Origin of the sequence: Fibrobacter sp. UWB7 (genome assembly GCF_900142945.1) — a bacterium.
Taxonomy (GTDB): Bacteria; Fibrobacterota; Fibrobacteria; order Fibrobacterales; family Fibrobacteraceae; genus Fibrobacter.
In genome coordinates this window covers 62,353-87,912 of the sequence record NZ_FRCO01000005.1, presented here as the reverse complement: position 1 = coordinate 87,912, position 25,560 = coordinate 62,353, and the positions used below count along the sequence as shown (strand labels likewise).

Below are 25,560 nucleotides of genomic sequence, written 5' to 3'. Positions count from 1 at the left end.
CACTTACGAGATGGCGATCCCGCAACAAGTGCGGGATGACACTACGAAACAAGACATCACTGGATCCTTCGACTCCGTTACACTTCGCTCAGGATGACGAGACGCAAGCCTATCAATTACTCGTCGCTGCGGGCTTCGCGGGCCCAGCCGCCACTGCGTTCGCGCTTAAACGCGAGGAAGAATCCCTTAAGCATCGCGAGGTTCATGAGCAAGAAGTAATAGGCACTTGGCAAAAGCTTTGTCACTGCGACAATGAACGCAAGCGTCATGCATCCAAAAGTCACCTGATAGAACAAGCCCTTCGTCAAAAGCAATGCGTTTGCCACATACAAAAGAATAATGATATGCGGCGAGAACCAGCGCACAATCTTGTGCGAGAAGAACAGGTAAGCCAACAGCGGGCGGAACGGATTCAAAAGCGGCAAGTAAGAGAACAAATAGTTGAAGTTTGCACGGCCAATGCGCACCTTGCGCCTGTATTCACCGCTCGATTCCTTCGACGTCTGTTCCGTACCAATGGCACTATCCACAAACGTGCAGAAATAGCCCTTCTGCAAAATCTTCGTCGTCACAAAAAAGTCGTCCATGACGCTCTTCTTAATCGGAAGTTCCGTATAAAGTTCACGGCGAATGGCATAAAGGGCGCCGTTGCCGCCAATCAAGCGGTCAAGCACACCTTCGAACTTCTTGATTTCAGATTCCAAATCCCAGTAAGAGCTTTCGCCTTTACCAAGCACACTACCGCTCTTGTCCGAAAGAATCAAGTGACCGCAAGCGCAACCAATTTTCTTGTCCTTGAACGGGTCGACAAGCTTACGCACTACATTCGGGAAGAACATCGTATTTGCATCGCAGAACAACAAAATATCGTTCTTTGCAATTTTCTGCAAGCGGTTCAGCATGGCAGCCTTGCCCGCATTCTTCGGAGCCTTGACCAAAGTGATTCCCTGGTCCGCATAGCGGGCGACAATTTCGGCAGTCTTGTCCGCAGAACCGTCATCGCCAATCAAAACCTCAAGCTTTTCCTTGGGGTAGTCAATTTCAAGAATATTGTGGATCTTGCGTTCAATCACCGCTTCTTCGTTATATGCCGAAATCAGGATAGACACGGTCGGAAGTTCGGAGGCGCCATCCACCGGCTTCTTTTTGCGCTTGAAGATTTCGCTCACAAACGGGAGCGTCATCGGGAACAGCAAATAGCAATGGACAATCAAGAACAAAAGAACCCAGAATGCAATCTGAGCATAAAAGAGAACGTCTTCACTCATTTCGAAATCCACTCCTTCTCTTTCTCGAGAATCTGGTAAAGCAAATACTTCATTTCTTCAGCAGTAAATGAATCCTTTATCGTCAAAATAGACAGCCCTTTCGGGGCAATAAGGACAAATGCAGGTAACACGCTCAAGTTCCAGACATCAAAATAGCAGCGTTGTGCCGTCTTGCGTTTTCCATCGCAAACAATTGTATCCTGAGAATCGGCATCGAGTTTTACCGGAATAAACTTTGTATTCAGAATCGAAGCTACCGTCGGATCCGAATACGTATTTGCATCCATGATTCGACAAGGCACACACCAGTCCGCATAAAGATCTACAAAAATAAGCTTGTTTGATTCTTTCGCCTTTTCCAAAGCTTCGGTATAGTTCATCCAATGCACAAGCTTAGGCTTCGGCGGAGGAGCCGCAAATGCGGACAGCGCAATGCTCAGCACCAGAACAACCCACAAACTCACTTTCATCATTTTTTGCCTTTCTTCTGCACCGGAATCACTTTAGGAATCCCGAGCAAGGAATCAACACGATCCGAAACCGCCATCTGGAAAGGAATCCAGCCGGCTCCATTCTCAAGAACTTTGTCACAAACCTTGAGAAACTCTTCGCGAGTGTAACCGTACTTATTCAGAATTTCTCGACGAACAAGACGAGCCGTAGGAGTCTCACCGCCATAGAGCTGTTCAGCGGCACGCATTTCTACGTACGCGGCAACAAAGCGTTCATCGGCTTTCGGAGGAGAATCCGAACAAGCGCAAAACGCCAAAGCCACTACACAGAAAAATGCGAACCGTTTCAAGACTACCCCCTGTTTTCCAGAGCGTTCTCAAAAAGACCGTCAACGTAGTCGCGCTTGTTGAATTCCACGAGCTGGTCGATGCGTTCGCCCATGCCAACCCAGCGGATCGGAATTTGCAACGAACTAGCAATCGAAAGCACAGAGCCACCACGCGCGGTTCCATCGAGCTTTGTGACCACAAGACCGGTCAAGGGGAAGCTCTGGTTGAAAATTTTCGTCTGGTTGATGGTGTTCTGTCCGGTGTTGCCGTCAATCACAAGCCACATGTCGTGCGGCATGTCCGGGCTCACCTTCTTGATGACGCGAACAATCTTCTTGAGTTCTTCCATCAGGTAGTCTTTGTTGTGCAAACGGCCAGCGGTATCGATCAAGACAACATCGCAACCACGAGCAACAGCGGCACTGCAAGCGTCGTATGCCACAGCTGCCGGGTCAGAACCTTCCTGATGCTTCACGAATTCAGCACCCGAGCGTTCGGCCCATGTTTCAAGCTGGTCAATAGCGGCGGCACGGAACGTATCGCAAGCGGCAATCATGACCTTCTTGCCTTCGTTCTTGAGACGGGCGGCAAGCTTACCGATTGTCGTCGTCTTGCCCGCACCGTTCACGCCAATCACGAGCACCACATGCGGCTTGCCCTTAAGTTCAAACGGCGGCGGGTCCTTGAGCAAGCGTTCCGCTTCGTTACGCATGATGTCGAGCACCTGCTCTGTTGTAAGCGACTTGCCCAAAGCATTTTCGCGAAGAGCATCCGTCAAAAGGAATGCGGCTTCGACACCGACATCAGCCTTGATGAGATGCTCTTCGAGTTCTTCGAGCGTCTCGTCCGTAATCTTACCGGCACCGACAATACCCTTCAATTCGCCAAGCAAGGCGTCGCGGGTCTTAGCAAGGCCACTCTTAATTGCAGAAAATAAACCCATTAGATAATACTCTCGACTTTATCCACGAGACCGTAAGACTTAGCCTCTTCAGCAGACATGAAGTTGTCGCGTTCGGTATCGCGGTCAATCTGTTCAATCGTGTGTCCAGAAGTTTCAGCAAGAATCTTGCCCGTGATGCCACGGATGCGAAGCATTTCTTCGGCCTGGATCTGGATATCACTTGCAGGGGCGACAATCTCGCCGTGAATGAGCGGCTGGTGGATCATGATGCGAGCGTTCGGCCATGCACAGCGCTTGCCCTTTGCACCGGCAGTGAGGAGCACAGCGCCCATAGAGGCTGCCTGTCCGCAGCAAACCGTCACGACATCGCTCTGGATAGCGTTCATGCAGTCGTAAATGGCAAGACCGGAGGAAATCACGCCACCCGGGCTATTGATGAAGAAAATAATGTCATCATGATTCAAGGAATCCAAATACAGGAGCTGCTTCACAATGCGTTCGGCACTTTCGTCATCGACACCACCCCACAAGAAAATTCTGCGCTTGGAGGCGAGGTATTCTTCAGCCTTCTTGAGCATGTCCGGGGTCTGCTTTTCTTTATTTTCGTTACAATCTGCCATAAATAATCCTTTTGTTCTATTATAATGTAGAAAATTCAATATATTATCGTTCGTCTATCGCCATTAGTCAACTATTATTAGAGAGTTGCTAAATTTGCACCACCATGCCAACAGATTCTCAAAAATACCTGGTCGGGCTTGTAAGTCCCGAAACGCTTACCGCCGCCGAGAGCGAAGAACTCCACCCGGCGCGCATTGACTTTGAAAGCTGCGACATCCTCGAAATCCGTTACGATTTTTTTGACGAATCCGAATGGCAAGGACTTTCAGCAAGAATCCGCAAGCTCGTCCCAAAGGCAATACAGCTCGGCACCATACGACTCAAACGTGATGGTGGCACATTCCCCGACGCACGAGCCATCGAGCGCCTCGGACTTTTCGAACAAATTCTCAACGCATCGGACGTCCCAGAATGGCTGGACCTCGAACGCGACTGCCTGCACGACTATAACAAGCTCCGCGAACTCACTGCCCCGAAAGGCGTGAAAATCCTCATTTCCGAGCACAACTTCACCCGCATCCCGAGCGACCTCGAACTCAAGAATTACCTCACCGACGTCAAACGGGTAAAGGCAGACGGGATTAAAATCGCCGCCATGAGCAACTCCGACGACGACTGCGCACGCCTCTACAAGTTCGCCAAAAAAGCCAAAGGGTTCAAGTTCATCGCCGCATTCGGCATGGGCGAAACCGGAAAAATTAGCCGGATTTGGTCCCTCAAGGAGGGGGCAAACCTCACTTACGGTTCCATCGGAAAAGCCGCCGCCCCCGGTCAAATTGACGTCGCACTCATGCGAAAAGCCATCGACAGGCTCGAAAATACCTCATCACAGATAGAATTATCTTCTTTTTTAAACATATTTTAGATATAAATCTTACCAAACCGCAATAATTATTCTAAAATACTTGTTTGACAGATACACAAAAAGGAACATTATAAATCATGCGACTTTCTGAAAGATTTGTAGATAATTGCATCTTGATTAACTCTTCCAGCGAAACTAAGGAAGCCATTCTTAACGAATTGGTTGATACTCTTTGCAGCGCCTACAAACTTGAACACCGTGACGAAATCTTCGAAGCCATCTGGTCGCGCGAACAGAGCCGTTCCACGGGCATCGGTTGCGGACTTGCCGTTCCGCACGCCAAGATTGACTACGTCGACCGCATGTGCATGGTCGCCGCCACCATCGAAAAGGGTCTCGATTTCCAGTCCTTTGACGGCGAACCGGTATACCTGCTCATCCTCATCGTGAGCCCGGGCAACACCGTGGGTCCTCACCTCAAGGCTCTCTCCTCCGTGAGCCGCCTCCTCGCCGACGGAAACGTTCGCAAGGACCTCATTGCCTCCAAGACTCCGGCAGAATTCCTCAGCATCCTCCGCGCCGCCGAAGACAAGTTCCTTTAATGCGGCTTCGCCGCAGTTACTAGTCAATAGCTACTAGTTAATAGAAACGAATTAATCTAGTAACTAATAACTCAACATCACTTGACAATCTTCAATAGCTTTTCTATATTTGCTCTCACCTCGGACGGTTAGCTCAGTTGGTTTAGAGCGCTGCTTTCACACGGCAGAGGTCACTGGTTCAAATCCAGTACCGTCCATTCGAAAAGGCTTCCGCAAGGAAGCCTTTTTGTGTATGTACAAATTTGCTATCTTAAAATTTAAGCAACCAAAATATATAGCTGAGGCATCTAAAAGGTATGAATTACAGAAAAGCAATCGTTCTCGGTATTTTTGCGTCAGCATCGCTCGTTTTCGCTGATGGTTCCTGGACCTTAAGCGCATGCCTCAAGCAGGCGAAAGAAAAGAGCCTCAAGCTCGAATCCGCAAAGCTCCGCGAACAGAAAGCAGATGTGAGCCTCGAACAGGCTAAAGTCGGGAACTACCCCACACTCTCCGCAAGCATCGGCAATACCCTTTACGATTCCCCGTTCAGAGATGGTCCGCAGGACCATTACCGCTTAAGCGCAGGACTCAGCGCTTCTTACACGCTCTGGGACGGCGGTTCTACAAGACTTTCCATCCAAGCTAACGAAATCAACAAGGAAGCTACGCGCCTTTCGACAAAGGAAACCGAACGCTCCGTGCAAGAAAGCGTCTTGAACGCCTACATGAACTTGCTCGCCGCAATCGAAAAGTTGCACACCGCAGATGCAACCGTTGAACTGGCGAAGGCTGAATTCGAACACTACAACACGCTGTTCGAAGCAGGCTCCATCACCAAGAAAGATTTGACACAGTCGCAGGCAAACGTACTCCAGAAAGAAGCATCACAGCTTGCCGCGCAACTGAGCGTGAGCACCGCAAAGACAACGCTCCGCCAGCTCTTGGAACTCCCGGAAAGCGAAGCATTTGAAGTCTCTGCACCGGAATCCGAAATCCAGACGCCAGACGCCCTCACACCGATTCCGACACTCGACGCACTCCAGGCTACAGCCACAGAAACGAATCCGGGTTTAAAGTCTGACAGCCTCGCCATCCAAGTCGCAAAGAAGAATACAGAAATTGCAGGCAAGGGCAAGTCCATCAAGGTCTCGCTCGGTGCAAACGCAAGCACCGGTCTTCAAGCTTGGGAATCCGACAAGTACGGTCGCCAACTCAAGAACGGCTACCAGCACAGCGTTTCGTTGAACATCAACATCCCGATTATCGACGGCGGCGCCACAGAGAACAAAATCTTGCAAGCACAGATTAGCGAAACCGAAAGTCAGGTCGCCTTGAAGGAACAGGCAAAGACGCTCGAAAACAATATCGAAAAACTTTATCTGAACGCCCTCAGCGCCGACATGCAGTGGAAGGCAGCAATCCTCCAAGTTGAAGCAGAAAACGAAGCCTTGCAGGTCGCCGAAGAACAACGTAACGTAGGCGCCCTCACGTACACCGATTACTTGACGCAGAAGAACCGCCTCGAAAGCGCACAATCCACGCTCACGAACGCCAAGTACACAAGTCTCTTGGCACGCAATCTGCTGGACCTGTACCAAGGCAAGCTGGATTAAACCAATTTTTCGGCTTCGCCGTCAGCGTACTTTCCGTACAAAATAGATACGATATCTTTCTTGGGGACTTTTTGACCTGTCTCCTTAAGGCTCACGCGGAGCCTGTCGAGCATGGCCTTGTCAATTTCTTTCCAGTACTGGTTCGTTTCGGTGACAGTCCAGAGCTTGTCATCGCCGCCGCTGATAGTCACGAGTTTCGCCTTGAAGAACGTGCTCAGCGCGCGGTTGATAATGCTGCTCGTCGTACCGGCAATGTTCTTTGCAACAATCTCCTGAACCAAGTCCTGCTTGTTCATCGGAACAAACGAAGTGAGGTCGCAAGCTTCGGCATAAATCTTCTTGAGCATATTGCGCGGGAACATGTCCCAGCCCTTACGCTTGAGTGCCTTCGCCAAAACCATCTGCGCATCTTCTTCGACAGCGACTTTCTGCTCGGCAAGTGCGACCATGTAAGAACCGCCACCCACGTCCGTCATTTGTACAAAGTCAGCCGACTTCACAAAGTCCTTGAACGTCTTGAAACCGAGGCGTTTCTCGTTAAACGCATTATCGAGTCCGAGCATCTTGGGCTTGATCGCCGCAAGTGCAATCGGGCCATCTTCTTTTTGCAGAACGCTCCTAAGCATTTCCATGGAATCGATTTTCTCGGAAACAATCAGGTTTGCGCGTTCCTTCGCATCGGCAACTTCATCACCGGAATCGTCATCTGCTGCAGTTGCATCGTCCGTGTAAATGTAGCGGGAGCATGAATTCTTGACGCATTCGCTCAGCGGGGACTTGGGTCCAACGCCAATCACTTCCTTGCCCTGTTCACGCAGCTTGCGGAAAAGCGGCGAAAAGTCGGAATCGCCCGTAGCAAGCACAATCCACTGCACCTGGGAATCGAGCGCCACTTCCATCGTATCGACCGTCATCTTGATGTCCGTCGAATTCTTGCCGCTCACCGGGTGGAACGTGTGTACGAGTTCAAAGCCATTTTCGTTGAGCGCGGACTGCAACGGGATCAGCTGCGGCGTAGACCATTTGCCATAAGCCTTGCGCACGACAATCTGCCCAAGCGGCAAAAGCTCATCCATGAGCGACTGTACACCGTTATTTTTGACCCAGTTGGTCAAGTTTTCTGCGTCGATAAAAATTGCAATGTGGTTCATGAGTGTATATATAGAATTTAACTTGACCCGTCCAAAGTTTACAAATTTCTTACAAAATCAGTTCTTTGTCCAAGGTCCTTGACAAAATGTCCATAACAATATATTTACATTATTGATTATTTTCCTTTCGGAGAATAAATTAGGATTGGGTTAAGAGGTCCAGAGAGAAATTTTTGGATTTCAAAAAGGAGTGTTCGATGAAAGCGAAACGTCTTTCGTTCGTTACCGCAGCATGCGTTGCGGCTTTATGTACCACATCATTTGCCTACACGATTAGCGGAACCGTTTCCGACGATCAGGGCAAACTTATCAAGGACGTTGACGTCAGCCTGCTCAAAGAAGGCAAAAACACAAAGACTGACGATCAGGGTAAATTCACCATCCATGAAGATGAAGAAGAAGTGGGCATCAACCCAAACTTCAGAAACGCCGTCGGTTACATTGGCGTCAACAAAGGCATCCTCTCTTACTCCCAGAGCAGCACCTCCCCTGTTCAGGTAAAGATTTACAACTCGCTCGGCAACCAGGTTTTCAATAAGACATTGCAGGGCTCCGGCACGTACGACTTGAGCAAGGGCCTCAAGGCTCGCGGCACCTACTTCGCACAGGTTTCCGTTGGTTCTGCTACGCAGAGATTCAAGTTTACGACTGACGGTAGCTTCAATAGCTCACTCGGTTCACAAGACGCAAGCGCTCTCATGAAGGACGCTCAGGCAGGTGAAGCCATCCGCTTTGTCGCCAAGGACTACGACACGCTCACCATCGCACTCAACACGCTTGACACGACTCTCAAGGTGAAGCTCACGAAGGTTTCTACCGAACAGACCTACGCATTCGGCTACGCTTTGAAGAATGCACCGACCCCGAGTAAGGGCTGCGGCGTGAATTCGACACTCCAGTCGACCGGTCAGAACAGCAACGCCAAGAAGTACAATATGCAGAGCGCCGGCCTGAATCGTGAATTCTGGATCACACTCCCGAAGAACTACGACAACACCAAGCCGTACAAGATCCTCTTTGCCATGCACTGCATGGGCTCTAACGCCGAAGACTTCACCAACCATTCTCCGGACGCCGACCATCCGTCTCCGTACTATGGCCAGCAGAATCTCGACAAGAACAACGAATTCATCTTTGTCGCTCCGCGTGGCGATACAGACGGAAGCCCCTGGCGTACTGGCGACAACAAGGACCATATCTTCTTTGACGAACTCCTCACCAAGCTCGAAGAAAACTACTGCATCGACACTTCTCGCGTGTTCGTAACGGGCTTCAGCTTCGGTTCCATGGTCACCAACTCTCTCGCCCAGGTATTCCAGCACCGCATCCGTGCAGTTGCCGTTTACGCTGTGGCAGACTGGAACATTTACATCCCGAAGAATGCCGGCAAGCCGATTGCCTGGATGGACGTGCATGGCTCTCAGGACAACCTCTGCTCTTACAGCCGCGTTGACAGCTCTGTGGACCGCATCCTCGCCAACAACGGCCCGGACGGCACCGACGCTCGCGGCAAGGAAAAAGCAACGAAGTATAGCGGTGGCAATACCCACGTCTGCTACGACTTCAAGAGCGTAGACCCGCGCTTCCCGGTCAAGCTCTGCACCTGGGGCGGTGGCCACCAGTGGACTGCTTCGGACAACGGTCAATGGCAGAACACTTGGGTTCCTGAAGAAGTCAACAAGTTCTTCGGCCAGTTCTAATCGAATTTCATAAATCAGCTCTCTACCCAGAAAGCGGTTCCTCCCCAGGGACCGCTTTTTTTTGCAGTAATGCCCGCGAGGTTCAGCAGGCACATCAACCTTAGCAGGCATCCTCTTCTTGTAAAAATCATTTTATAGACAATTAGTCCATAGGCTTAGGGCTTTGAGATGTAACATTCATCACATCTAGAATTAGATTAGTTTATAGTGAGGTGTGTCTTAGGAGTTTGGTAAAAGGAGTACGTATGATTAAAGCGCCTAATCTATTTACGGCCGCGTGTTTTGCCTTGTGCGGAATCGCATCGGCATACACAATCACAGGAACAGTTTCTGACAATGACGGCAAGGCACTCAAAGGTGTCTCGGTTGACTTACTCAAAGAAGGCAAGAACGCCACGACAGACGACAAGGGTAAATTCACCATCCAGGAAGACGAAGTGGGCATCCATCCGGGTTTCAGAAACGCCGTTGGCTATATCAGCGTAAACAAAGGCATTCTCTCTTACTCCCAGAGCAGCACCTCGCCTGTTCAGGTAAAGATTTACAACTCGCTCGGCAACCAGGTTTTCAAAAAAACATTGCAAGGTTCCGGCACGTATGACTTGAGCAAAGGACTCAGCGCACGCGGTACTTACTTTGCACAGGTTTCTATCGGCTCTGCCAAGCAGAATTTCAAGTTCACAACGGACGAAAGTTTTACCAGCTCCTTCGGCTCACAGGCTAACGCCCTCATGAAGGATGCCGCCAAGGACGAAGCACTCCGCTTTACATTCGAAGGCTATGACACGCTCACCGTGCCGCTCGGAACGCTCGACACGACCGTTGATGTGAAGCTCAAAAAATCTGAACCTACATACAAGTTTGGTTACGCCTTGAAGAACGCACCGACCCCGAGTAAGGGTTGCGGCACCACCTCCACACTGAAGAAAGTCAAGAGCGTCGAAAACGGCGACCAGTTCCAGATTAAAGTCGGGAGCGACACGCGCGATTACTTTATCACCTTGCCCAAAAACTACGACAACAAGAAACCGCACAAGGTTCTCTTTGCCTTACACTGCTACGGTAGCCGCGGTGAAGACTTCGTGCATCACAAAGCAGACTACGACCATCCGACTCCGTACTACGGCCAGCAAGTGCTCGACAAGAACGGCGACTACATCTTCGTTTCACTCGACGCTATTGGCGGTGTATGGACCAAGGGTCAAGGCGACCACGACTTCTTCGCTCAGACACTCACGACCTTGAACGAAAACTACTGCATTGATACTAGCCGCGTATTCATTACAGGCTTTAGCTTTGGTGCCATGTTCAGCTACTCACTCATGCAAGACATGCAGAGCCGCGTCCGCGCTGCAGCCACCTACGCAGTCGCTGACTACAACATTTGGCTCCCCGAAGGCAACAACATGAAGAACTTGCCGATTGCCTGGATGAACGTTCACGGCAAAAACGACGGCAGATGCGATTACAACCGCGCCAAGAACAGCGCCCTCCCGAGAATCCTCAAGCGGAACGGCAAGGCCGACGCCAACGGCGATTTCACCGACGCAAGCTCCGAAAAGCCGAAGGAAGTGAGTGGCAACACCGGACACGTCTGCTACGACTTCACGACTGTTGACGAACGCTTCCCGGTCAAATGGTGCAGCTGGCCGGGTGACCATCAGTGGACCGCTCACGACACCGGTAACATGGGCGTCGGCTGGAACTGGGAACAGACATGGGTCCCTGAAGAAGTCCACAAGTTCTTCGAACAGTTCTAAAGATTTCCTATACACTCTCTAATGTTCAAGGGCCCGCCGGAAACGGCGAGCCCTTTTGGTTTAATTTGTTGTTTGCGACTAAATCAATTTTTCGACCTTACTACAAAGAGTCTCGGCTTCTTCAGCAGTCGGCGCTTCGGCAATCACGCGGATCACAGGTTCCGTGTTACTGGCGCGTACATGCACCCAGGACTTTTCGCTCCCGAGCCAGAGACCGTCGCGTTCATCCGTCTTCCAGCCAGCAAATTCAGCCTTGACCTTCGGGAGAATGTCAGCAACCTTCTTGTCGCCGAGTTCGAACTTTTTCTTCGGCATCACGTAGGCCGGATTTTCTGCGACGAACTTTTCCGGGCCGCCATTGTGGTGGGCCATCCAGCTAAGCACAAGTGCTGCAGCCACGAGACTATCGCGGCCGTAGTGGAGTGCCGGGAGAATCACACCGCCGTTACCTTCACCGCCAATCACGCAACCATTTTCGATCATCTGGAGGCTAACGTTGATTTCACCGACCTTCGCGCGGCTGAATTCACAACCGTACTTGGCGGCAACATCTTCGTTCATGCGGCTCGTGGAGAGGTTCACGCAAACGCTACCCTTCTTCTGAGCAAGTACTTCGTCCGTTGCGATTGCAAGCGTGTATTCTTCGCCGATACTTTGTCCCAAACCATCGACGAGAGCGCAGCGGTCTGCATCCGGGTCCACGGCAAAGCCAACAGCACAGCCGTTATCCTTGACAGCCTTGCGCAAGTCACCGAGGTTTTCAGGAATCGGTTCTGCTCCACGCGGGAACGTGCCATCCGGGCTGCAATGAACGCGAACAACTTCGCAACCGAGCTGTTCCAAGAGACGCGGCACAATAAAGCTACCGGCACCGTTCACGGCATCGACAGCGACCTTGAAATGCTTGGCCTTGATGGCTTCGACATCCACGAACGGAATCTTGAGCGTACCATCAATGTGAATGCCATCGGCATCCGGGGCAACTTCGTACTTGCCCATCGTGCGGTAATCCGGATAAGCAAACTGATTTGCATCAGCGAGAGCAAAGAGCTGCTTCACGTCATCCGGACCGAGGAAAAGGCCCTTGTTGTTGAGGAACTTGAGAGCGTTCCATTCGAGCGGGTTATGGCTTGCAGTAATGATGATACCCGCATCAGCCTTGAAATGCGTCGTCAAGAGTTCCACAGACGGTGTCGTCGAAAGGCCGACATCCACGACATCCACGCCAGAAAGGCGGCAAATGCCAGCGACAAACTGAACGATGGCATCGCCTGTAGGGCGGCTATCGCGGCCAATGACCACGCGCTTAGCCTTCGTGATTTCGAGGAATGCACGCACATGGCTCTGCAAAACCTGCGGAGTAAGGGTATCGCCAACGATTCCGCGGATACCAGAAATAGAACGCATTAATTTAGACATATTTTCTCCATTAAATTAAACTTATCCGAGTTCCGGGACCGTCGCATAAAAGACGAGATCTTCCGGACCTTCATTAATCAAGCTGTGGGAATGGCCCTTCGGGCAGAAATGGCACTGACCCGCTTCGACGTATTCCACGCCATCATCAAAAAGAACCTTGCCTTTCCCCGAGACAAAGAACATAATTTCGCTGTTAGTTTCGTGCTTGTGGTAACCGATAGATGCACCAGCTTCGAGTGTACCGTGCATAATACGCGTCGTGCCGTCAAAATACATCTTCGCCTTGTATTCTTTTTCGCCACCCTTAAAATTCGGGAGAACAGTCGTCTCCATACCTTTCAAATCAATAATCATTATGACCTCTTTGAACGAGGTAATAATAGAATTTTAAGAAAAAAGAACCAACCATATAGGCTAAACGTTGCGGCGATATCCGCTCAAAGCGAGGAAAATGATAGCCGGGACGTAGAACAGCCAAATAAAGTTATTCGACACAACTGCCAAAATTTCGCGGGTCGAATGGTCCGCCCCCGTAAGGAGTGAAATTCCTGTAAGCGCATCACAGCACGTAAAGCAGATCATCCCGAGCATAATGAAAAACGAATTTTTCTCCGGGAAAAAGCCTAGCGTTGTCGCCCTGCACGCCATATAGAGTGAACATAAAAGTGTCGGCACATACGCTATAACCGCCATGAGCATCACGGATTCAAGTACCTTGAAATACGCAAGGAAAATCATCGCAATCACAGCCGCAAACGGGATGCAGTAAATCCACGGGAACGACCAGTCTGTATTCTTTGTACGCGAGTGCCGATAAATTAAAATCAACTGTGCCATGAAGAAAAAGCCGATGCCAAGTGTTATAAAATTTTCACGAGTGTCAGGCGTGCCAAAATAATTGTACAGAATTTTAAAACAAAAGTCAGCACAAAGAATCATCAAAAAACTCATCTGTAAAAAGAATCGGTCGCGCTTGGTCACCGAACGCCTACCAATCGTAAACGCAAGTAGCGTTGCAATAAAGGTTACAATAAACTTTGTGATGTTCTGAAAATCGCTGGTAGAATCTAGACACGACTGAACAGCACCGCACTCATGCAGCACATACCAGTCACGCACAAAGAATGACACAAAAAGGATTGCCACAAAGGCAATCAAAGTAGAGACCAGCTTCGAATACACCATGTGTATAAATATAAAGCGGTCGTAATCAAAAAGTAAATAAAAGTTTAAAAATTTTCTTGTATGTGACGATGAACAAATTTTATTTTGTCATGCCCGCGAATGCGGGCATCACCATCTCGACATAAAAAAGGAGATGCCCGCTCGGTGGCGGGCATGACATTTTGATTTCAGAAATATTCTAAGTTCTAAGATCTAAATTCTAAGTTCTAACTATCCTTCTTCGGCTTGATTTTTGCGGTCATGTAACTGAGCACAAGGTTCTGCCATACAACGTAGCAAGTCGGGGCGAGCGCCACCACCGGGCCCGCGTAAAGGCTAGAAACCCAGATAACAAGCGTCGTGTTCTTTTGCCCCATGCTCTGCGAACCTTCAATCGGACGGCGACCGCGTTCGCAAACCCAGCCAAGCCAAAACTGCAAAAGACAAAGCACAAGCGAAACCGCAGCCATCAGCGGGAGCTTACCGCTATTCCACAAGTCGGCAAAGCCCATTTCGCGAATGTCGAAGCTTGCCTTGGACAAAATAATGAACACCGAGAACGTCCACACAAACATCGTGTACTTCTGGAATTTTGCAGCACGGTCGGCAAGTTCCGGATAAAAGTTACGGAGTCCAAACGCAAACGCAAGCGGGATGCTGATAATCGGCTGGATCGTATTGAAAATCTTCATTGCGATTTCGGAAAGGTCCGCCTCGGCACCGGTCAAATAGCCAAAAATCACTGGGATGCTAAAGCATGCAATCAAGTTACCGCTGAGGAAAATCTTGAGCGCGAGGGATGCGCTGCCGCCAAGCATTTTCGCCATCGCAGGCGCCGCATTCGCGGGTGGGCAAAGCGCAATGATGGCACCGCCCAAAAGTACTTCACGTGGCAAGTGGAAAAGCTCCACAACGCCCCAGAGGGCGGCGATAATCACGAGACTTGCGATAAACGCGCGGGCTTCAATCTTGAACGTGTAACCATGCGTCTGCGGCGGAATTTTCGTCACGAACGTAAGGAACATCATAATGCCGATAGTGAACGGCAAGAGCGGCGACAGAAAGTGCGCCTGAGGAATGAGGATGCCAGCGAGAATGGCGACCGGCATGAGAATAGCGCGTAAGTTACCCATAGTCTTATTTCCGGCGGCAAAGATAGAAATTTGAGTATCGCCTTGGCTATAAAAAAAGAGATCCCCGCTCGACGGCGGGGATGACAACGCTTTCGCGAAAGCGGCGCATTTCGAAACGCCGCAGTACGTAGCTTACAATTCAATAATTCTGTCGTTCTGCAAGAGCTGTTCGAAAGTCTGGCGTTCACGAACGAGCTTGATTTCGCCCTTCGTGTACATCGTTTCGGCAGCGTAGCGACGGCTGTTGTAGTTGCTGCTCATGGCGGCACCGTAAGCACCGGCATCATGGAGAATCAAGAGATCACCCACCTGAGCCTTCGGGAGCTTGCGCGTTACGACAAAGCCGCCTTCTTCCTGCGTGAACACATCACCGGATTCGCAAAGCGGGCCAGCGACAACAGCGTCAACAGTTTCGTTCAGTTCACGACCGTCACGGGCAACCACAGAAATAGCGTGGTAGCTACCATAAAAACTCGGGCGAACGAGATCAGTAAAGCCTGCGTCAAGCAAGTAGAACAAATTATTTCCCTGCTTCTTCACAGCGCGGATTTCCGCAACGAGGTAGCCGCTTTCTGCAACAAGATAACGGCCCGGTTCCACTTCGAGATGGACATCGTGACCAATGCTCTGCTGGATACGCTTGCGGGCGTTATCCCACAAATCATAGTAAGCCTTCACGTCAATGCGGTTGCCCTTTTCTTCTTCGTGATACGGAATCGGGAGACCACCACCAGCGCTGATCGTGCGGAGGTGAGAACCGAGGTGACGGCTAGCGTCCACCATAGCATCGCAAACCTGGGCCAAGTGTTCAAAATCCGTGCCGGAACCGATGTGCATGTGCAAACCGGTAATCCACATGCCATTGCTCTGGGCGAGCTTGATGCAGTCCTTAATCTGTTCGTGCCAAATGCCGTGCTTGGAAAGGTCGCCACCGGTATTCGTCTTGCGGGAGTGACCATGGCCAAAGCCCGGATTCACGCGGATGGTGAGTTCAGACTTCACGCCAAAATCAGCAAGCTGCTGGATCATGTCCGGAGAGCCCACGTTCACGGCGATGTCGTACTTCTTCACGAGTTCGAGTGCATCGCGGTCAAAGATATCGGCAGTGTAGACAATTTCAGGAACCTTGCCCTTCTGCTGTCCACCCTTGAAACCGGCCTTGAGGGCGCGCACAATTTCACCAGCGGAGACGGCGTCGACAACGCAGCCAAGCTTGCGGATGAGCGAAACCACGGAAAGGTTCGGGCATGCCTTCTGAGCAAAGCGCACAGTGTCAAAAACCTGCACGTCCTTTACAGCACGTTCAATCGTCGCACGGTCATAAATCCAAAGCGGGGTGCCGTATTCACTGGCCGCTTTCAAAAGCACTGAATCAGGGATGGAATATTTCATACGGGGGCAAATTTAGAAAAATAGAACTTAGAACTTAGAACTTAGAATTTAGAATTATAACAATATTTTCGTTTTTCACTAGTTTACTATTTTACACAAAATGAAAAAAAACGCCGAGCGTTATGCCCGGCGCATTTTCAATAGTTTTTCAATCAGAGCAATTATACGTGCTTGATCTTATTGTCGCCTGCATCCCAGTTCACACCGTCACAGACAAACTTGTATTCGTAGTCGCCCGGAACGAGGGAAATCTTTGCAACCCAAAGACCCGTCTTCTTGTCCTTCTTGAGCATGTCGGCATCGACAGTCCAGTTGTTGAACGTACCAGCAACAGAGACGGTTGTTGCAAGCGGGCAGTCAGCAACGAATTCGACAGCGACCTTCTTCGGAGCGGTAGCCTTCGGAGCCTTTGCTGCAGCCTTCTTTGCCGGAGCCTTGGCGACCTTCACTTCAGCTTTCGGGGCTTCGACTTTTGCAGCCTTAGCCGGCTTTTCTGCCTTCGGAGCGGCCTTCTTGGCAGGAGCCTTCACGGTTTTTGCGGCAGACTTTTCTGCAGCGGGTTTTGCCGCAGCCTTCGTCGCAACTTTCTTTACGGGTTTTGCAACCACAGTTTTAGAATTCTTGGACATAATAATCTCCTCTTATTTCTTAGTGTCCTAAATTTAGTAAAAAAAATTTTATTTTGCTATATTTGAAATATGCTTAAACAAATCATCGCTCCCAGCGTCTTGAACGCAAACTTCCTCGAACTCGGCAATGGTCTCAAGGCCATTGAAAACGGAGGCGCAGGCCTCGTTCACTTGGACATCATGGATGGGCACTTTGTCCCAAACATCAGCTTTGGCCCGGGCATTTCTGCCTGCGTCAAGAAGGGCACCAAGCTCCCGCTCGATTGCCATTTGATGATCGAAAATCCGGAAAACTACGTGGGCGAATTTGCTAAAGCTGGTGCAAGCATCATCAGCGTGCACGCCGAAACCACAAATCACCTCGACCGCTTGCTGCACCAGATTACAGAACTCGGCGTCAAGCCCGCAGTCGCCATCAACCCGGCTACCCCACTCGAAAGCATCAAGTACGTGCTCGACATCGTGGACATGGTCTTGATTATGTCCGTGAACCCGGGATTCGGCGGCCAGAGCCTGATTCCTTACTGCCTCGACAAGATTCGTGAACTCCGCGCACTCAAGCCGGAACTCAACATCCAGATTGATGGCGGCGTAAAGCTCGACAACATCCTCGCCTGCAAGGAAGCGGGCGCAAACATCTTCGTCGTCGGAAGCGCCATTTTCGGCAAGCCCGATCCCGAAGCAGTCTGCAAGGAATTTGTGAATTTAGTTAAATAAACTCGCGAATCAAAAGCAAAAAAGGTCCCGCGAGGGACCTCTTTTTGTTACATCGGCGTCGATGCTGCAGAAGCAAAGAGGGCCGACACAAAAATTATAGAGACAACAATAAGAAAATACCAGTTTTGCATGTCAGTAATATATACTGAAAATGTGAAACAGGTCACTCATTTGCAAAAAGTTACAAAATTACTACAAAGTAACCATTTTTGTAACGATAGATTAACAAAATCATGCAAATATACGCAAATAAAGTATTCAACACACCCATCGAAACCATTGAGGCATTCTCCCCCAACGAAATCAAATCAACATTGGACAGGCTCGAAGTCCTGCAACGCCAAGACTATTACCTTCTCGGCTACATGCGCTACGACCTGAAGAATATAGCAGGCGACGCACCCCTTATCTACTTTGAAGCTTTTGACTCGTTCCAGCCGTTCGAAGAAAAAATCCCCGACTACAAAATCGGCACCATCGTAAAACCGCGCCTATCCAAAGAAGAATACACGCAAAAGATTGACTACATCAAAGAGCAAATCAAGAACGGGATTACATACGAAGTCAATTACACATACCCTTCAACGCTCAGAACAAACGCAAGTGATTTAGACTTATTCCAGTTCCTTTTGCCAAACCAGAAGACTCCTTACAACGCCTTTTTGCAAAACAAGTACGAAACGATTTTGTCTTTCTCGCCGGAACTGTTTTTCGTAAAGCGCGGCAACAAGATTTTGACAAAGCCCATGAAAGGCACGCTCAAGCGAGGAAAGACTTCCGAAGAAGACAATGCGTTGCAAGAATTCTTGCACAACGACTTAAAGAACCGCACCGAAAACGTCATGATCGTAGACTTGCTGCGAAACGATCTCGGGAGAATTTCAAAGCCGGGAACCGTCCGCGCAGACAAGCTGTTCGAAGTCGAAAAGCACAAAACCGTTTTCCAGATGACCTCCGAGATTTCATCGGAACTGAAAGACGGCACAACGCTTTACGACATCATCAACGCGATTTACCCATGCGGTTCCATCACGGGCGCGCCCAAAATTTCTACAATGGAAGTCATCGCAAATGCAGAACCATTCCCGCGAGAAGTGTACTGCGGAGCCATCGGCTACATCCACGGCGACGAAATGATTTTCTCCGTACCCATCAGAATCTTGCAGAAAAAGCAAGGCGAATCTGATTACAGATACGATGCCGGCGGCGCCATCACGTGGGCATCCACCGCAGACGACGAATGGAATGAAACAATGACCAAAGCAAGTTTTTTAAACACCGATTTTTCGCTGATTGAAACAGGCATCACCGATTTCGAGATGCATCTTGAACGTTTGAAAAATTCAGCGAACACCCTCGGCTTCACCTGGAACAGCGACCTTGAAAAAATCAAGTTCGACAAGTCCGTTGTGAACAGGATTGAGCTTTTCAAAGACGGTCACTTTGAACTCACGACAAGACCGATTCCCGCACCCAAGCAAGATCCAAAAATCAAAATCGTACACAAAGTAAATTCATCCAATCCGTTCCTGTACCACAAAACGAGCATTCGCCTGCCATTCCCGAAAGACGTCTTTGATGAAATCTGCGTGAACGAGAAAGGCGAAATCACCGAAGGCACATTCACAAACATCGGCATTCTAAAAGACGGCATTATTTACACGCCGCCTATCGAGTGCGGGCTTTTAAACGGCATCACAAGGCAAAAGCTTTTAAACGAAGGCAAAGCCAAAGAAAAAATCCTGTACCCGAGTGACCTCAAGACCGCCGAGAAAATCTACTGTTTCAATTCCGTCCGCGGCATTGTGGAAGTAACGCTCGACGATCGAGAACATAATTGAAATCGTGTATACCGATGCCGGAATAAATCCGGCATGACAAGTAAAAAGGCGGGCCAAAGCCCGCCTATTCCTAAATCACACAACCTAGCGCAAACTTACTTCACAACCGCATTGGCGTGGCCTACGTAAATAGCCTGCAAGGCGCCAGCGAGATATGCAAGCGGAGCGTTCCAGTTGATGGCCACTTCGTTTGTCGCATAGCTGCAACGGTTATCGATGTAGGCAAGGGCCGGCTTATCCGCAACAGCGTAGTTCGGGCATTTCCAAAGTTCCTTGCCATCGAGGTTGATGTCCTGCTTGCCCAAGTGCGGACCGCCCACGAGCATGCCCGGGACCGGATCATCGACAAAGTCCGATTCGCTCACACGATGATGCGGGTTGCGCGGGCTTCTGTAACCAAAGCCAGTCACGTAGGTCATTTCAATCGGGTTCTTGCCCAAGAGGTAGTCAAGGCACTGCTGGGCGCCATCCAAGTAGCTCTTGTCGCCCGTGATGTAATAAGCATGCAGCAACACGATTCCGTTGTTTGCCATGGCACTATTACTGCCCCAGTTCCAGCTCGACGGGAGAGCCGGGAGTCTGTAAGCGCTTGTATCGCCAACCGCACGGAGTTCGTTTGCAGCAGCAAGTAAAGCCTTGCGAGCGGCACCACCGAGCTTTGTGCCAAAGTCAGCAGAATCAAGAGCCACATGATAAACGGCGAGCATGTTCACATCGCCCCACCACGGTCCATCGCTTCTGATCTTGTAAGCGCTCAAGTCGTTGAGGTAATTCTTCTTCTTTGTGGCGCGGAAAAGTTCCGTTGCAGCAAAGGCAAATTCATCCTTGCCGTCTTCGCCGCCATACGTATAATCGCCAGTCTGTACATCGGAGGGCTGCTTGTACAAAGCCTTCGGATTATGCTTTGCCCAGTAATAGGCAGCGCCAGAAGCCTTGAGCATGCGGTCAGCAAAAGCCTTGTCGAACGGAGCATACACGCGAGAAGCCTGCGCCATCACCGCAGCAAAGTCAAGAGTTGCAGTCAAGCTCTTTTCAATCGCATAGCGCTTCGCGCCATCAATTTCAGGCATCGTGCTAGAGCCAAACTTGAGCGACGTGAGCTTGTGGTAAACACCACCATCCTTGTCCTGCATCGAAAGCATCCAGTCCAGATTCCAGCGGATTTCTTCGAGGAGTGAAGGCATCTTCGGGAATTCACGCGGGATGTTCCACTGGAGCGTATCCATGAAAGCCGGGAAGTGTTCATAAAGTTCCAAGAGCGTAAACACGGTAATGCCCGAGTTCACAATGTACTTGCCGTAGTCACCGGCATCGTACCAGCCGCGCTGCGACTTGATAATCTTCGGGTCAGCCTTCTTGGGAGCGGGCTTGCCCTTGGACTGCGCAACGACCGTCGCCGTCGGCAAATCCGTACCGTAAACAGTCACGCTATCGTCAATGTGGCCTGCCGCACGAGCCCACTTGCCTGCATAGCGCGTATCGAGAGCCATGCCTGCACGCTGGAAATAGAACCACTTGAGAGCGGCCTTCGTCAAATCTTCATAGACGTTCTCGCCAATCACGACCGGATTACCGATATAGCCGTCTCTGTACAGGCGGTATGTACCCGGTTTCTTGATCGAAGAAATATCGTAAGTCTGGACTTCTTCACCACTGTAATCCCAGTCATAGACCATCGGGGCTTCAAGCGTAAGCACCGTGTTCCCTGCCATGTCGCGGACTTCGAGCGGGTTCGCATCGTTACCGGGAATGACGACCGTCTTTTCGGATTCGGGGGCAAAGCCAAGCTGGTTCACCAGAGGGATAGCCATTGTCGGCACAGCAAACGCTAACGCAGCTACTAGATGTTTACGCATAGAAAACCTCATTTTTGTTTAAAAAATACCTTTTCTTTTGTAAAAGCGTACCTCCACCACCCATTTTAATGTTTACTATAGGCAACGCCAAGTGTATCGATTGTACTAAGCAGACGAGAGAACGCCACTCCGTGGCTACAGACGACAAATGCAAAAGGCGAATGTTGCAGGGCTGCCTGCAGACCTATAACTGAGCCAAGCATTTGGGACTTGTCCAAAGACGAAAGAAAAAATCCTCGGCGCGGATGCGTCGAGGATTTTTAAAAGCGTTTGCGAATCTTGCGATTCTCGCTAATTCCGAGAATTACTTCTTCTTACCCGGCTTGTAGTTCACGCCCGGACGGAGTTCGAGGCCAACCGTCACGAGGAGCGAAACGATCGGTTCGTAGTGGTCCTGAGAGAGGTCGTACACGGCAACGCCTGCCATGCCTTCGCTCTTCACATGCTGGGCAACAGCCTTCACAGACGGGATACCCATGAACACGATAGATTCGGTTTCGCTCACAGCCACTTCGGACTTGGAAGCTTCATCGAATGTCACCGTGTAATCCGGAGTATCGAAGCGGTTCATGAGTTCAGCATACGGGAGGTAACCTTCGTTACCGCTACCCACACCCTGATGGCTCGTGCCGAGACCCTTTGCACCTGCAAAGGACTTACCATACATGAACACCACCGGAGCAAGGAGGTCCTTGTTCACACCAGCAGCTGCAACAGCGTCAAGCGTTTCCTGCACAGAGTTTGCGCTCTGGTTCGGAACGAGGCTGCTTTCACTTTCGGTCATGAGGTCAGTCATGAACACGTCCACGTAAGCGAGGCGGTTCAAGGCTTCGGCCTTGTAGGCATCCATGCCGGCTGCCGGGTAAATCACGGCAGTCACCGTCGAACCCGAAAGACCGTCGACCAAGGCGTTCACCATCTTGGCGTAATCTTCGGAATCATCCGTCGTGAGGTTCTGCCAGTCGAGTTCAACACCGTCACCACCGTTCGTTGCAATCCAGTCCTTCACGTTAGAGACGAAGGAAGAAAGCGTTTCGTCGGAGGAGGCGATAGCCTTGAGGCTCGATTCCGCTTCCATGCCGCCCACGGAAACGATGAGCTTCACGCCGTTTTCCTTGGACATGGTAGCGAGGTTCTTGAAGTTGTCGGCATCGTATTCATCGGCAAAGGCAACCGTACCTTCTGCACTCGGAGTGATAGACATGTAGTGAATATCAGTCACGAGATTGTAGCGGATGTCCTTGGCGTAGAACTGGGAATACTGACTCCAATACGGATAGAAGCCAATCACTTTGTCAGCAGCAGCCTGGGCCATAGCAGCGCCCATAGCAAGAGCCAATGTAATAACTTTAAAGTTCATTTGATAACCTCTCATCCTTATTGAATCAGACGATCAACGCCATTGGCGTCACGGCAATACAAGTTGTAATCCGGAACAAAATCTTCGGCATACTGGACACCTTCAAGTTGCTGACCGGCAATCGGCAGTTCAGAGCGAGGAGTACCAAGTTCCGTCGGAAGGCAATAACGATATGCCCAACCATGGATTCTGCCATACATGTTGAAGTGCTGGCTAATACCCATGTAATCCACAGGAATAGCGGTCAACAAGGCAAGGTCATTGTCAACGCCTACATAATTGTAGCCGTCAGCCAAAGACTGGAGCTTGGTTGCGTCAGCAGAGAAGGTTTCCCATCCTGCTTCCGTTCCACCGCCCATGTACGGGTCCAGGTAAATGGCTTTCAGAGTCTCAAGGTTTGTCACGAAAACAGCATCTTCTGCAGCCTTCAGTTTATTAAAATCAGGGAGCTTAAGTCCCGCATTTACCCTGAACTGTTCGTTATAGTCCGCCACCGTTTCCCTGATCTGCATCATGCGCAATTCCGGATGCAATTTCATGTACACTTCCGAATTGAAGTCTGCAGGGAAGCTATCGACATAGGGATCATCAACACTCATCGAGGAGCAGGCGCCCAAAACACCTGCCAAGAGAATCATCGTGTACTGGTGAAGTTTTTTCATTTTCAGCACCTCTTAGAAATTCACCGTCACATCGGCGGAAAGTATGTTCTTGGTGATGGAAAGCTTGTCTTCGCCCGCAACAGCACCAGTATTATAAGAATACTGAAGTTCGTTGGTAAGCATGCCATACTGCAAGGACAAGTAAGAAATCGGAGCAAGTTTCACACGGACACCAGCCATGATCAAGCGTTCGTTAGTTTCCTTCACGTTAAAGAGGAAGGGAGCTTCTTCGGTGCCGCCGACAAACGGGACGCCACCTCTGTCAAAGACCTTCTTATACTGCTGGAAACCGGCGAGCAAGCCGAACGGACCCCAAACATCGGCGGTAATACCGGCAACGATGCGAGTAGCCTTACGCTTGAGGTAAGCGTTTTCGGAAGCCTGCGAGAAAGAGCCCTGAACGAGAATCTGGCGATCGAGAGCGGCGAGTGCACCAACATCGACACCAAGACCCGCAGCAAATTCCGTAAACTTGTTCTCTTCAATTACCGGGATACCAAGACCTGCCCATTTGCCATAGTTGGCATAAGTTTGAGTCAACAGGTTGACACGGCCATTGAAGAACACCTTGTCTTCCCAGTTCACATCGACCTGGGCGACAATACCCTTACGGTCAGGAGTAGCCATGCCGAACGGCAATGCAAGACCGACAGACGGATCGATATCCATCAAAAGGTCCTGTTCGGCTTCGAGCTTCTTCGCAATATTACCCGTGTAACCGTTGCGGTAGAAGTGGCCATTCTTGTAGTTGTTGTCCAAGCGAGAATACATGTACTTGCTTTCTTCATCGTTAGACAAGGTATTCGTGCTGTTCGAGGTCATCAAGTTGCTTGCATTCAATGTCGTGGAATTATAGACATTGAAGTAGAGATTTTCGAGGCTAGAAGCTCCGAAAGTCGACATGATGGCTTCGGTAACCGGGGTGCCGTAGAAGGAGTTCGAATTGAGGATCACCGAACGTCCATGATAGATCGGAGAAGATGCCAGTTCAGACCAGAAGCTGGAATCCGTCTTGAGGTAACCGGCCTGAGCATTGAACTCAATACCACTAATGTCACCCTTCACAAAGAGGTTGGCATAGAAGCTGTTACCATCCTGATCGCGGTAATCCTGGTTCGTATAGACATTCGCATCAGAAACTGAGTTCTTGACGTAGACAATATCCTTGCCGTCCACATTCTTGGACATGATGGTATATTTCGACGTCTTTTCCGTCGTCATGTAGTCACGATCGACCTTCCACTTGGACATGGCAAATTCGCCGTTCAAGCCAAAGGTAACCGGAAGTTCCGGGAGCACCTTCTTGGAATCGAAAGCGAGGTCAGCAGAAATGACCATGTTGTTGTCGTAATAGATCGTATCGGCATTGTCGATCGACTTCGAGCGGCGAGTCTGCTTGCGGTCCATCAAGTTGACGAAGTTCACGCCAAGATGGGCACCATAAGCATCGGCACCGGCACGTGCACCGAGGAGGTAACGGTCAGAGAAGTCGAAGTCAAAGAACACCTGGTCGGTCTTCTTACCCGTGTTGCGAAGACGGGCACCCGTGAGCTGAGCGGTGATATTATCGACCGGACCCACATTACCACTCTGGTAAGCGACATTGAGACCCTGCAACAGGCGGCGGCTCGTGGTATCGAGGTTACGCTTTGCAAGAGCTTCGCGACGCTTTTCCGCAAAGATTTCCGGTTCCTGGAGGATTTCGGTCTGCGGAGTGTAAATGGTGAGCGGGGTATAACCGACACGCATGTAACCCAAGTTGAAGTCCACATGCTTATTGAGGATTGTACCGTCGTAGCTGAACCAATGACCGATAATCGGGTTGTTGTTTTCGTCGTAAGCGCTCTGCCAATCCTTGTGCAAGCGCAACTGGACGTCAATCATGGTTTCAGAACTCGGACGGGCGGTCAAGCGCAGGTTCACATCCGTGAAAGCCTGGTTTTCCTGAGTCGGAGATTCCGGAACGCCTTTTGCAAACTGATCGGAAGAAGCGAAGGAAGCGAGAGCGCCAGCCTTTGCCGTACCGTTAATCTTAAGTCCAAGAACTGCTGCATTGAGAGAATCCAGCTTTTCCAACAAGGACTTCTGTTGCGTCACAACCTCAGCCTGGTTTTCAGCAGCAAAAGCAGATGCGGCCGAGAAAGCTACTGCGGAGGTCAGTAAAAATTTGCGCATGTTCATATTGAAATTCATTCTAGT

23 protein-coding genes and 1 tRNA gene are annotated in these 25,560 nt (G+C 50.2%); 8 read left to right on the top strand and 16 right to left on the bottom strand.

Annotated features, from left to right (window positions below):
• Positions 1 to 116 precede the first annotated feature (116 nt).
• Genes BUC30_RS13000 through BUC30_RS12980 form a run of 5 tightly spaced genes read right to left on the bottom strand, consistent with a single transcriptional unit; the run spans position 117 to position 3,574 of the window.
• On the bottom strand, positions 117 to 1,268 hold the full coding sequence (locus BUC30_RS13000) for a glycosyltransferase family 2 protein (protein WP_073425326.1): 1,152 nt from the start codon (positions 1,266 to 1,268) through the stop codon (positions 117 to 119).
• Entirely contained in the window at positions 1,265 to 1,741 is a 477-nt protein-coding gene (locus tag BUC30_RS12995) for a thioredoxin family protein (RefSeq protein ID WP_073425325.1), read from the bottom strand. Before BUC30_RS12995 ends, BUC30_RS13000 begins: the two co-directional genes overlap by 4 nt.
• Positions 1,738 to 2,070, bottom strand: coding sequence for a hypothetical protein (locus BUC30_RS12990; protein ID WP_073425323.1), 333 nt, complete (start codon positions 2,068 to 2,070; stop codon positions 1,738 to 1,740). Before BUC30_RS12990 ends, BUC30_RS12995 begins: the two co-directional genes overlap by 4 nt.
• A 2-nt stretch (positions 2,071 to 2,072) precedes the next feature.
• Positions 2,073 to 2,993 carry a signal recognition particle-docking protein FtsY gene (gene ftsY, locus BUC30_RS12985; RefSeq protein ID WP_073425322.1) on the bottom strand — a complete coding sequence of 307 codons (921 nt, stop codon included), beginning with the start codon at positions 2,991 to 2,993 and terminating at the stop codon, positions 2,073 to 2,075.
• Positions 2,993 to 3,574 (bottom strand): ATP-dependent Clp protease proteolytic subunit, encoded by a 582-nt coding sequence (locus BUC30_RS12980; RefSeq protein WP_073425320.1) that lies wholly within the window; start codon positions 3,572 to 3,574, stop codon positions 2,993 to 2,995. The genes ftsY and BUC30_RS12980 overlap by 1 nt, the downstream gene beginning before the upstream one ends.
• A 104-nt stretch (positions 3,575 to 3,678) precedes the next feature.
• Between BUC30_RS12980 and BUC30_RS12975 the strand changes: the two genes are divergently transcribed.
• The 4 genes from BUC30_RS12975 (at position 3,679) to BUC30_RS12960 (ending at position 6,577) form a co-directional block, all read left to right on the top strand.
• Positions 3,679 to 4,440 carry a type I 3-dehydroquinate dehydratase gene (locus BUC30_RS12975; protein WP_073425319.1) on the top strand — a complete coding sequence of 254 codons (762 nt, stop codon included), beginning with the start codon at positions 3,679 to 3,681 and terminating at the stop codon, positions 4,438 to 4,440.
• Between the two features lie 77 nt (positions 4,441 to 4,517).
• Positions 4,518 to 4,982, top strand: a complete 465-nt coding sequence (locus tag BUC30_RS12970) for a PTS sugar transporter subunit IIA (RefSeq protein ID WP_073425317.1) — start codon at positions 4,518 to 4,520, stop codon at positions 4,980 to 4,982.
• A gap of 122 nt (positions 4,983 to 5,104) precedes the next feature.
• Positions 5,105 to 5,179 (top strand) — tRNA-Val (locus tag BUC30_RS12965).
• A gap of 99 nt (positions 5,180 to 5,278) precedes the next feature.
• Positions 5,279 to 6,577, top strand: coding sequence for a TolC family protein (locus BUC30_RS12960; protein ID WP_073425316.1), 1,299 nt, complete (start codon positions 5,279 to 5,281; stop codon positions 6,575 to 6,577).
• On the opposite strand, the gene BUC30_RS12955 is transcribed toward BUC30_RS12960, so the two are convergent.
• Positions 6,574 to 7,728 carry an NYN domain-containing protein gene (locus BUC30_RS12955; protein ID WP_073425314.1) on the bottom strand — a complete coding sequence of 385 codons (1,155 nt, stop codon included), beginning with the start codon at positions 7,726 to 7,728 and terminating at the stop codon, positions 6,574 to 6,576. The two genes, BUC30_RS12960 and BUC30_RS12955, sit on opposite strands and share 4 nt — an antisense overlap.
• Positions 7,729 to 7,925: 197 nt before the next feature.
• Between BUC30_RS12955 and BUC30_RS12950 the strand changes: the two genes are divergently transcribed.
• Positions 7,926 to 9,428 carry a T9SS type A sorting domain-containing protein gene (locus BUC30_RS12950; protein WP_073425313.1) on the top strand — a complete coding sequence of 501 codons (1,503 nt, stop codon included), beginning with the start codon at positions 7,926 to 7,928 and terminating at the stop codon, positions 9,426 to 9,428.
• A gap of 245 nt (positions 9,429 to 9,673) precedes the next feature.
• On the top strand, positions 9,674 to 11,188 hold the full coding sequence (locus BUC30_RS12945; protein ID WP_073425311.1) for a T9SS type A sorting domain-containing protein: 1,515 nt from the start codon (positions 9,674 to 9,676) through the stop codon (positions 11,186 to 11,188).
• A 78-nt stretch (positions 11,189 to 11,266) separates the two neighbouring features.
• Here BUC30_RS12945 and glmM read toward each other — a convergent pair whose 3' ends face one another.
• The 6 genes from glmM to BUC30_RS12915 all read right to left on the bottom strand — a co-directional run bounded on the left by glmM (position 11,267) and on the right by BUC30_RS12915 (position 16,925).
• Positions 11,267 to 12,607 (bottom strand): phosphoglucosamine mutase, encoded by a 1,341-nt coding sequence (gene glmM, locus BUC30_RS12940; RefSeq protein ID WP_073425310.1) that lies wholly within the window; start codon positions 12,605 to 12,607, stop codon positions 11,267 to 11,269.
• A 21-nt stretch (positions 12,608 to 12,628) separates the two neighbouring features.
• On the bottom strand, positions 12,629 to 12,961 hold the full coding sequence (locus BUC30_RS12935) for a cupin domain-containing protein (RefSeq protein ID WP_015732050.1): 333 nt from the start codon (positions 12,959 to 12,961) through the stop codon (positions 12,629 to 12,631).
• 60 nt (positions 12,962 to 13,021) lie between these two features.
• Positions 13,022 to 13,753 carry a lysoplasmalogenase family protein gene (locus tag BUC30_RS12930; protein ID WP_244536644.1) on the bottom strand — a complete coding sequence of 244 codons (732 nt, stop codon included), beginning with the start codon at positions 13,751 to 13,753 and terminating at the stop codon, positions 13,022 to 13,024.
• 245 nt (positions 13,754 to 13,998) lie between these two features.
• Positions 13,999 to 14,904, bottom strand: coding sequence for a bile acid:sodium symporter (locus tag BUC30_RS12925; RefSeq protein ID WP_139260849.1), 906 nt, complete (start codon positions 14,902 to 14,904; stop codon positions 13,999 to 14,001).
• Between the two features lie 132 nt (positions 14,905 to 15,036).
• Complete coding sequence (gene lysA, locus BUC30_RS12920) at positions 15,037 to 16,296, bottom strand: diaminopimelate decarboxylase (RefSeq protein ID WP_073425305.1); 1,260 nt, start codon at positions 16,294 to 16,296, stop codon at positions 15,037 to 15,039.
• Between the two features lie 161 nt (positions 16,297 to 16,457).
• Positions 16,458 to 16,925, bottom strand: coding sequence for a glycogen-binding domain-containing protein (locus BUC30_RS12915; RefSeq protein ID WP_073425304.1), 468 nt, complete (start codon positions 16,923 to 16,925; stop codon positions 16,458 to 16,460).
• A 69-nt stretch (positions 16,926 to 16,994) separates the two neighbouring features.
• Here BUC30_RS12915 and rpe point away from each other — a divergent pair, with 69 nt between their 5' ends.
• The gene (gene rpe / locus BUC30_RS12910) at positions 16,995 to 17,642 is read left to right on the top strand and encodes a ribulose-phosphate 3-epimerase (RefSeq protein WP_073425302.1); all 648 of its coding nucleotides are present in this window, start codon (positions 16,995 to 16,997) and stop codon (positions 17,640 to 17,642) included.
• 233 nt (positions 17,643 to 17,875) lie between these two features.
• Positions 17,876 to 19,483 carry a chorismate-binding protein gene (locus BUC30_RS12905; RefSeq protein WP_073425301.1) on the top strand — a complete coding sequence of 536 codons (1,608 nt, stop codon included), beginning with the start codon at positions 17,876 to 17,878 and terminating at the stop codon, positions 19,481 to 19,483.
• Positions 19,484 to 19,578: 95 nt separating this feature from the next.
• Here BUC30_RS12905 and BUC30_RS12900 read toward each other — a convergent pair whose 3' ends face one another.
• From BUC30_RS12900 to BUC30_RS12885, 4 genes are all read right to left on the bottom strand, one after another.
• Positions 19,579 to 21,339: a glycoside hydrolase family 9 protein gene (locus BUC30_RS12900; protein WP_073425299.1), complete on the bottom strand. Its 1,761-nt coding sequence runs from the start codon at positions 21,337 to 21,339 to the stop codon at positions 19,579 to 19,581.
• 304 nt (positions 21,340 to 21,643) lie between these two features.
• Positions 21,644 to 22,699 carry a glycoside hydrolase family 18 protein gene (locus BUC30_RS12895; protein WP_073442643.1) on the bottom strand — a complete coding sequence of 352 codons (1,056 nt, stop codon included), beginning with the start codon at positions 22,697 to 22,699 and terminating at the stop codon, positions 21,644 to 21,646.
• A gap of 17 nt (positions 22,700 to 22,716) precedes the next feature.
• Positions 22,717 to 23,361, bottom strand: coding sequence for a hypothetical protein (locus BUC30_RS12890; protein ID WP_073425298.1), 645 nt, complete (start codon positions 23,359 to 23,361; stop codon positions 22,717 to 22,719).
• A 12-nt stretch (positions 23,362 to 23,373) separates the two neighbouring features.
• Complete coding sequence (locus BUC30_RS12885) at positions 23,374 to 25,554, bottom strand: hypothetical protein (protein WP_073425296.1); 2,181 nt, start codon at positions 25,552 to 25,554, stop codon at positions 23,374 to 23,376.
• Between the last annotated feature and the right edge of the window lie 6 nt (positions 25,555 to 25,560).

Bases quoted from the DNA above. Each gene is read 5' to 3' on its own strand.
- BUC30_RS12970 (WP_073425317.1), top strand. From the start codon at position 4,518: ATGCGACTTTCTGAAAGATTTGTAGATAATTGCATCTTGATTAACTCT.
- BUC30_RS12995 (WP_073425325.1), bottom strand. From the start codon at position 1,741: ATGATGAAAGTGAGTTTGTGGGTTGTTCTGGTGCTGAGCATTGCGCTG.
- BUC30_RS12900 (WP_073425299.1), bottom strand. From the start codon at position 21,339: ATGCGTAAACATCTAGTAGCTGCGTTAGCGTTTGCTGTGCCGACAATG.
- BUC30_RS12945 (WP_073425311.1), top strand. From the start codon at position 9,674: ATGATTAAAGCGCCTAATCTATTTACGGCCGCGTGTTTTGCCTTGTGC.
- glmM (WP_073425310.1), bottom strand. From the start codon at position 12,607: ATGTCTAAATTAATGCGTTCTATTTCTGGTATCCGCGGAATCGTTGGC.
- BUC30_RS12950 (WP_073425313.1), top strand. From the start codon at position 7,926: ATGAAAGCGAAACGTCTTTCGTTCGTTACCGCAGCATGCGTTGCGGCT.
- BUC30_RS12975 (WP_073425319.1), top strand. From the start codon at position 3,679: ATGCCAACAGATTCTCAAAAATACCTGGTCGGGCTTGTAAGTCCCGAA.
- BUC30_RS12885 (WP_073425296.1), bottom strand. From the start codon at position 25,554: ATGAATTTCAATATGAACATGCGCAAATTTTTACTGACCTCCGCAGTA.
- BUC30_RS12895 (WP_073442643.1), bottom strand. From the start codon at position 22,699: ATGAACTTTAAAGTTATTACATTGGCTCTTGCTATGGGCGCTGCTATG.
- BUC30_RS12980 (WP_073425320.1), bottom strand. From the start codon at position 3,574: ATGGCAGATTGTAACGAAAATAAAGAAAAGCAGACCCCGGACATGCTC.
- BUC30_RS12915 (WP_073425304.1), bottom strand. From the start codon at position 16,925: ATGTCCAAGAATTCTAAAACTGTGGTTGCAAAACCCGTAAAGAAAGTT.
- BUC30_RS12935 (WP_015732050.1), bottom strand. From the start codon at position 12,961: ATGATTATTGATTTGAAAGGTATGGAGACGACTGTTCTCCCGAATTTT.
- BUC30_RS12890 (WP_073425298.1), bottom strand. From the start codon at position 23,361: ATGAAAAAACTTCACCAGTACACGATGATTCTCTTGGCAGGTGTTTTG.
- BUC30_RS12905 (WP_073425301.1), top strand. From the start codon at position 17,876: ATGCAAATATACGCAAATAAAGTATTCAACACACCCATCGAAACCATT.
- BUC30_RS12925 (WP_139260849.1), bottom strand. From the start codon at position 14,904: ATGGGTAACTTACGCGCTATTCTCATGCCGGTCGCCATTCTCGCTGGC.
- BUC30_RS12955 (WP_073425314.1), bottom strand. From the start codon at position 7,728: ATGAACCACATTGCAATTTTTATCGACGCAGAAAACTTGACCAACTGG.
- rpe (WP_073425302.1), top strand. From the start codon at position 16,995: ATGCTTAAACAAATCATCGCTCCCAGCGTCTTGAACGCAAACTTCCTC.
- ftsY (WP_073425322.1), bottom strand. From the start codon at position 2,993: ATGGGTTTATTTTCTGCAATTAAGAGTGGCCTTGCTAAGACCCGCGAC.
- BUC30_RS12960 (WP_073425316.1), top strand. From the start codon at position 5,279: ATGAATTACAGAAAAGCAATCGTTCTCGGTATTTTTGCGTCAGCATCG.
- lysA (WP_073425305.1), bottom strand. From the start codon at position 16,296: ATGAAATATTCCATCCCTGATTCAGTGCTTTTGAAAGCGGCCAGTGAA.
- BUC30_RS13000 (WP_073425326.1), bottom strand. From the start codon at position 1,268: ATGAGTGAAGACGTTCTCTTTTATGCTCAGATTGCATTCTGGGTTCTT.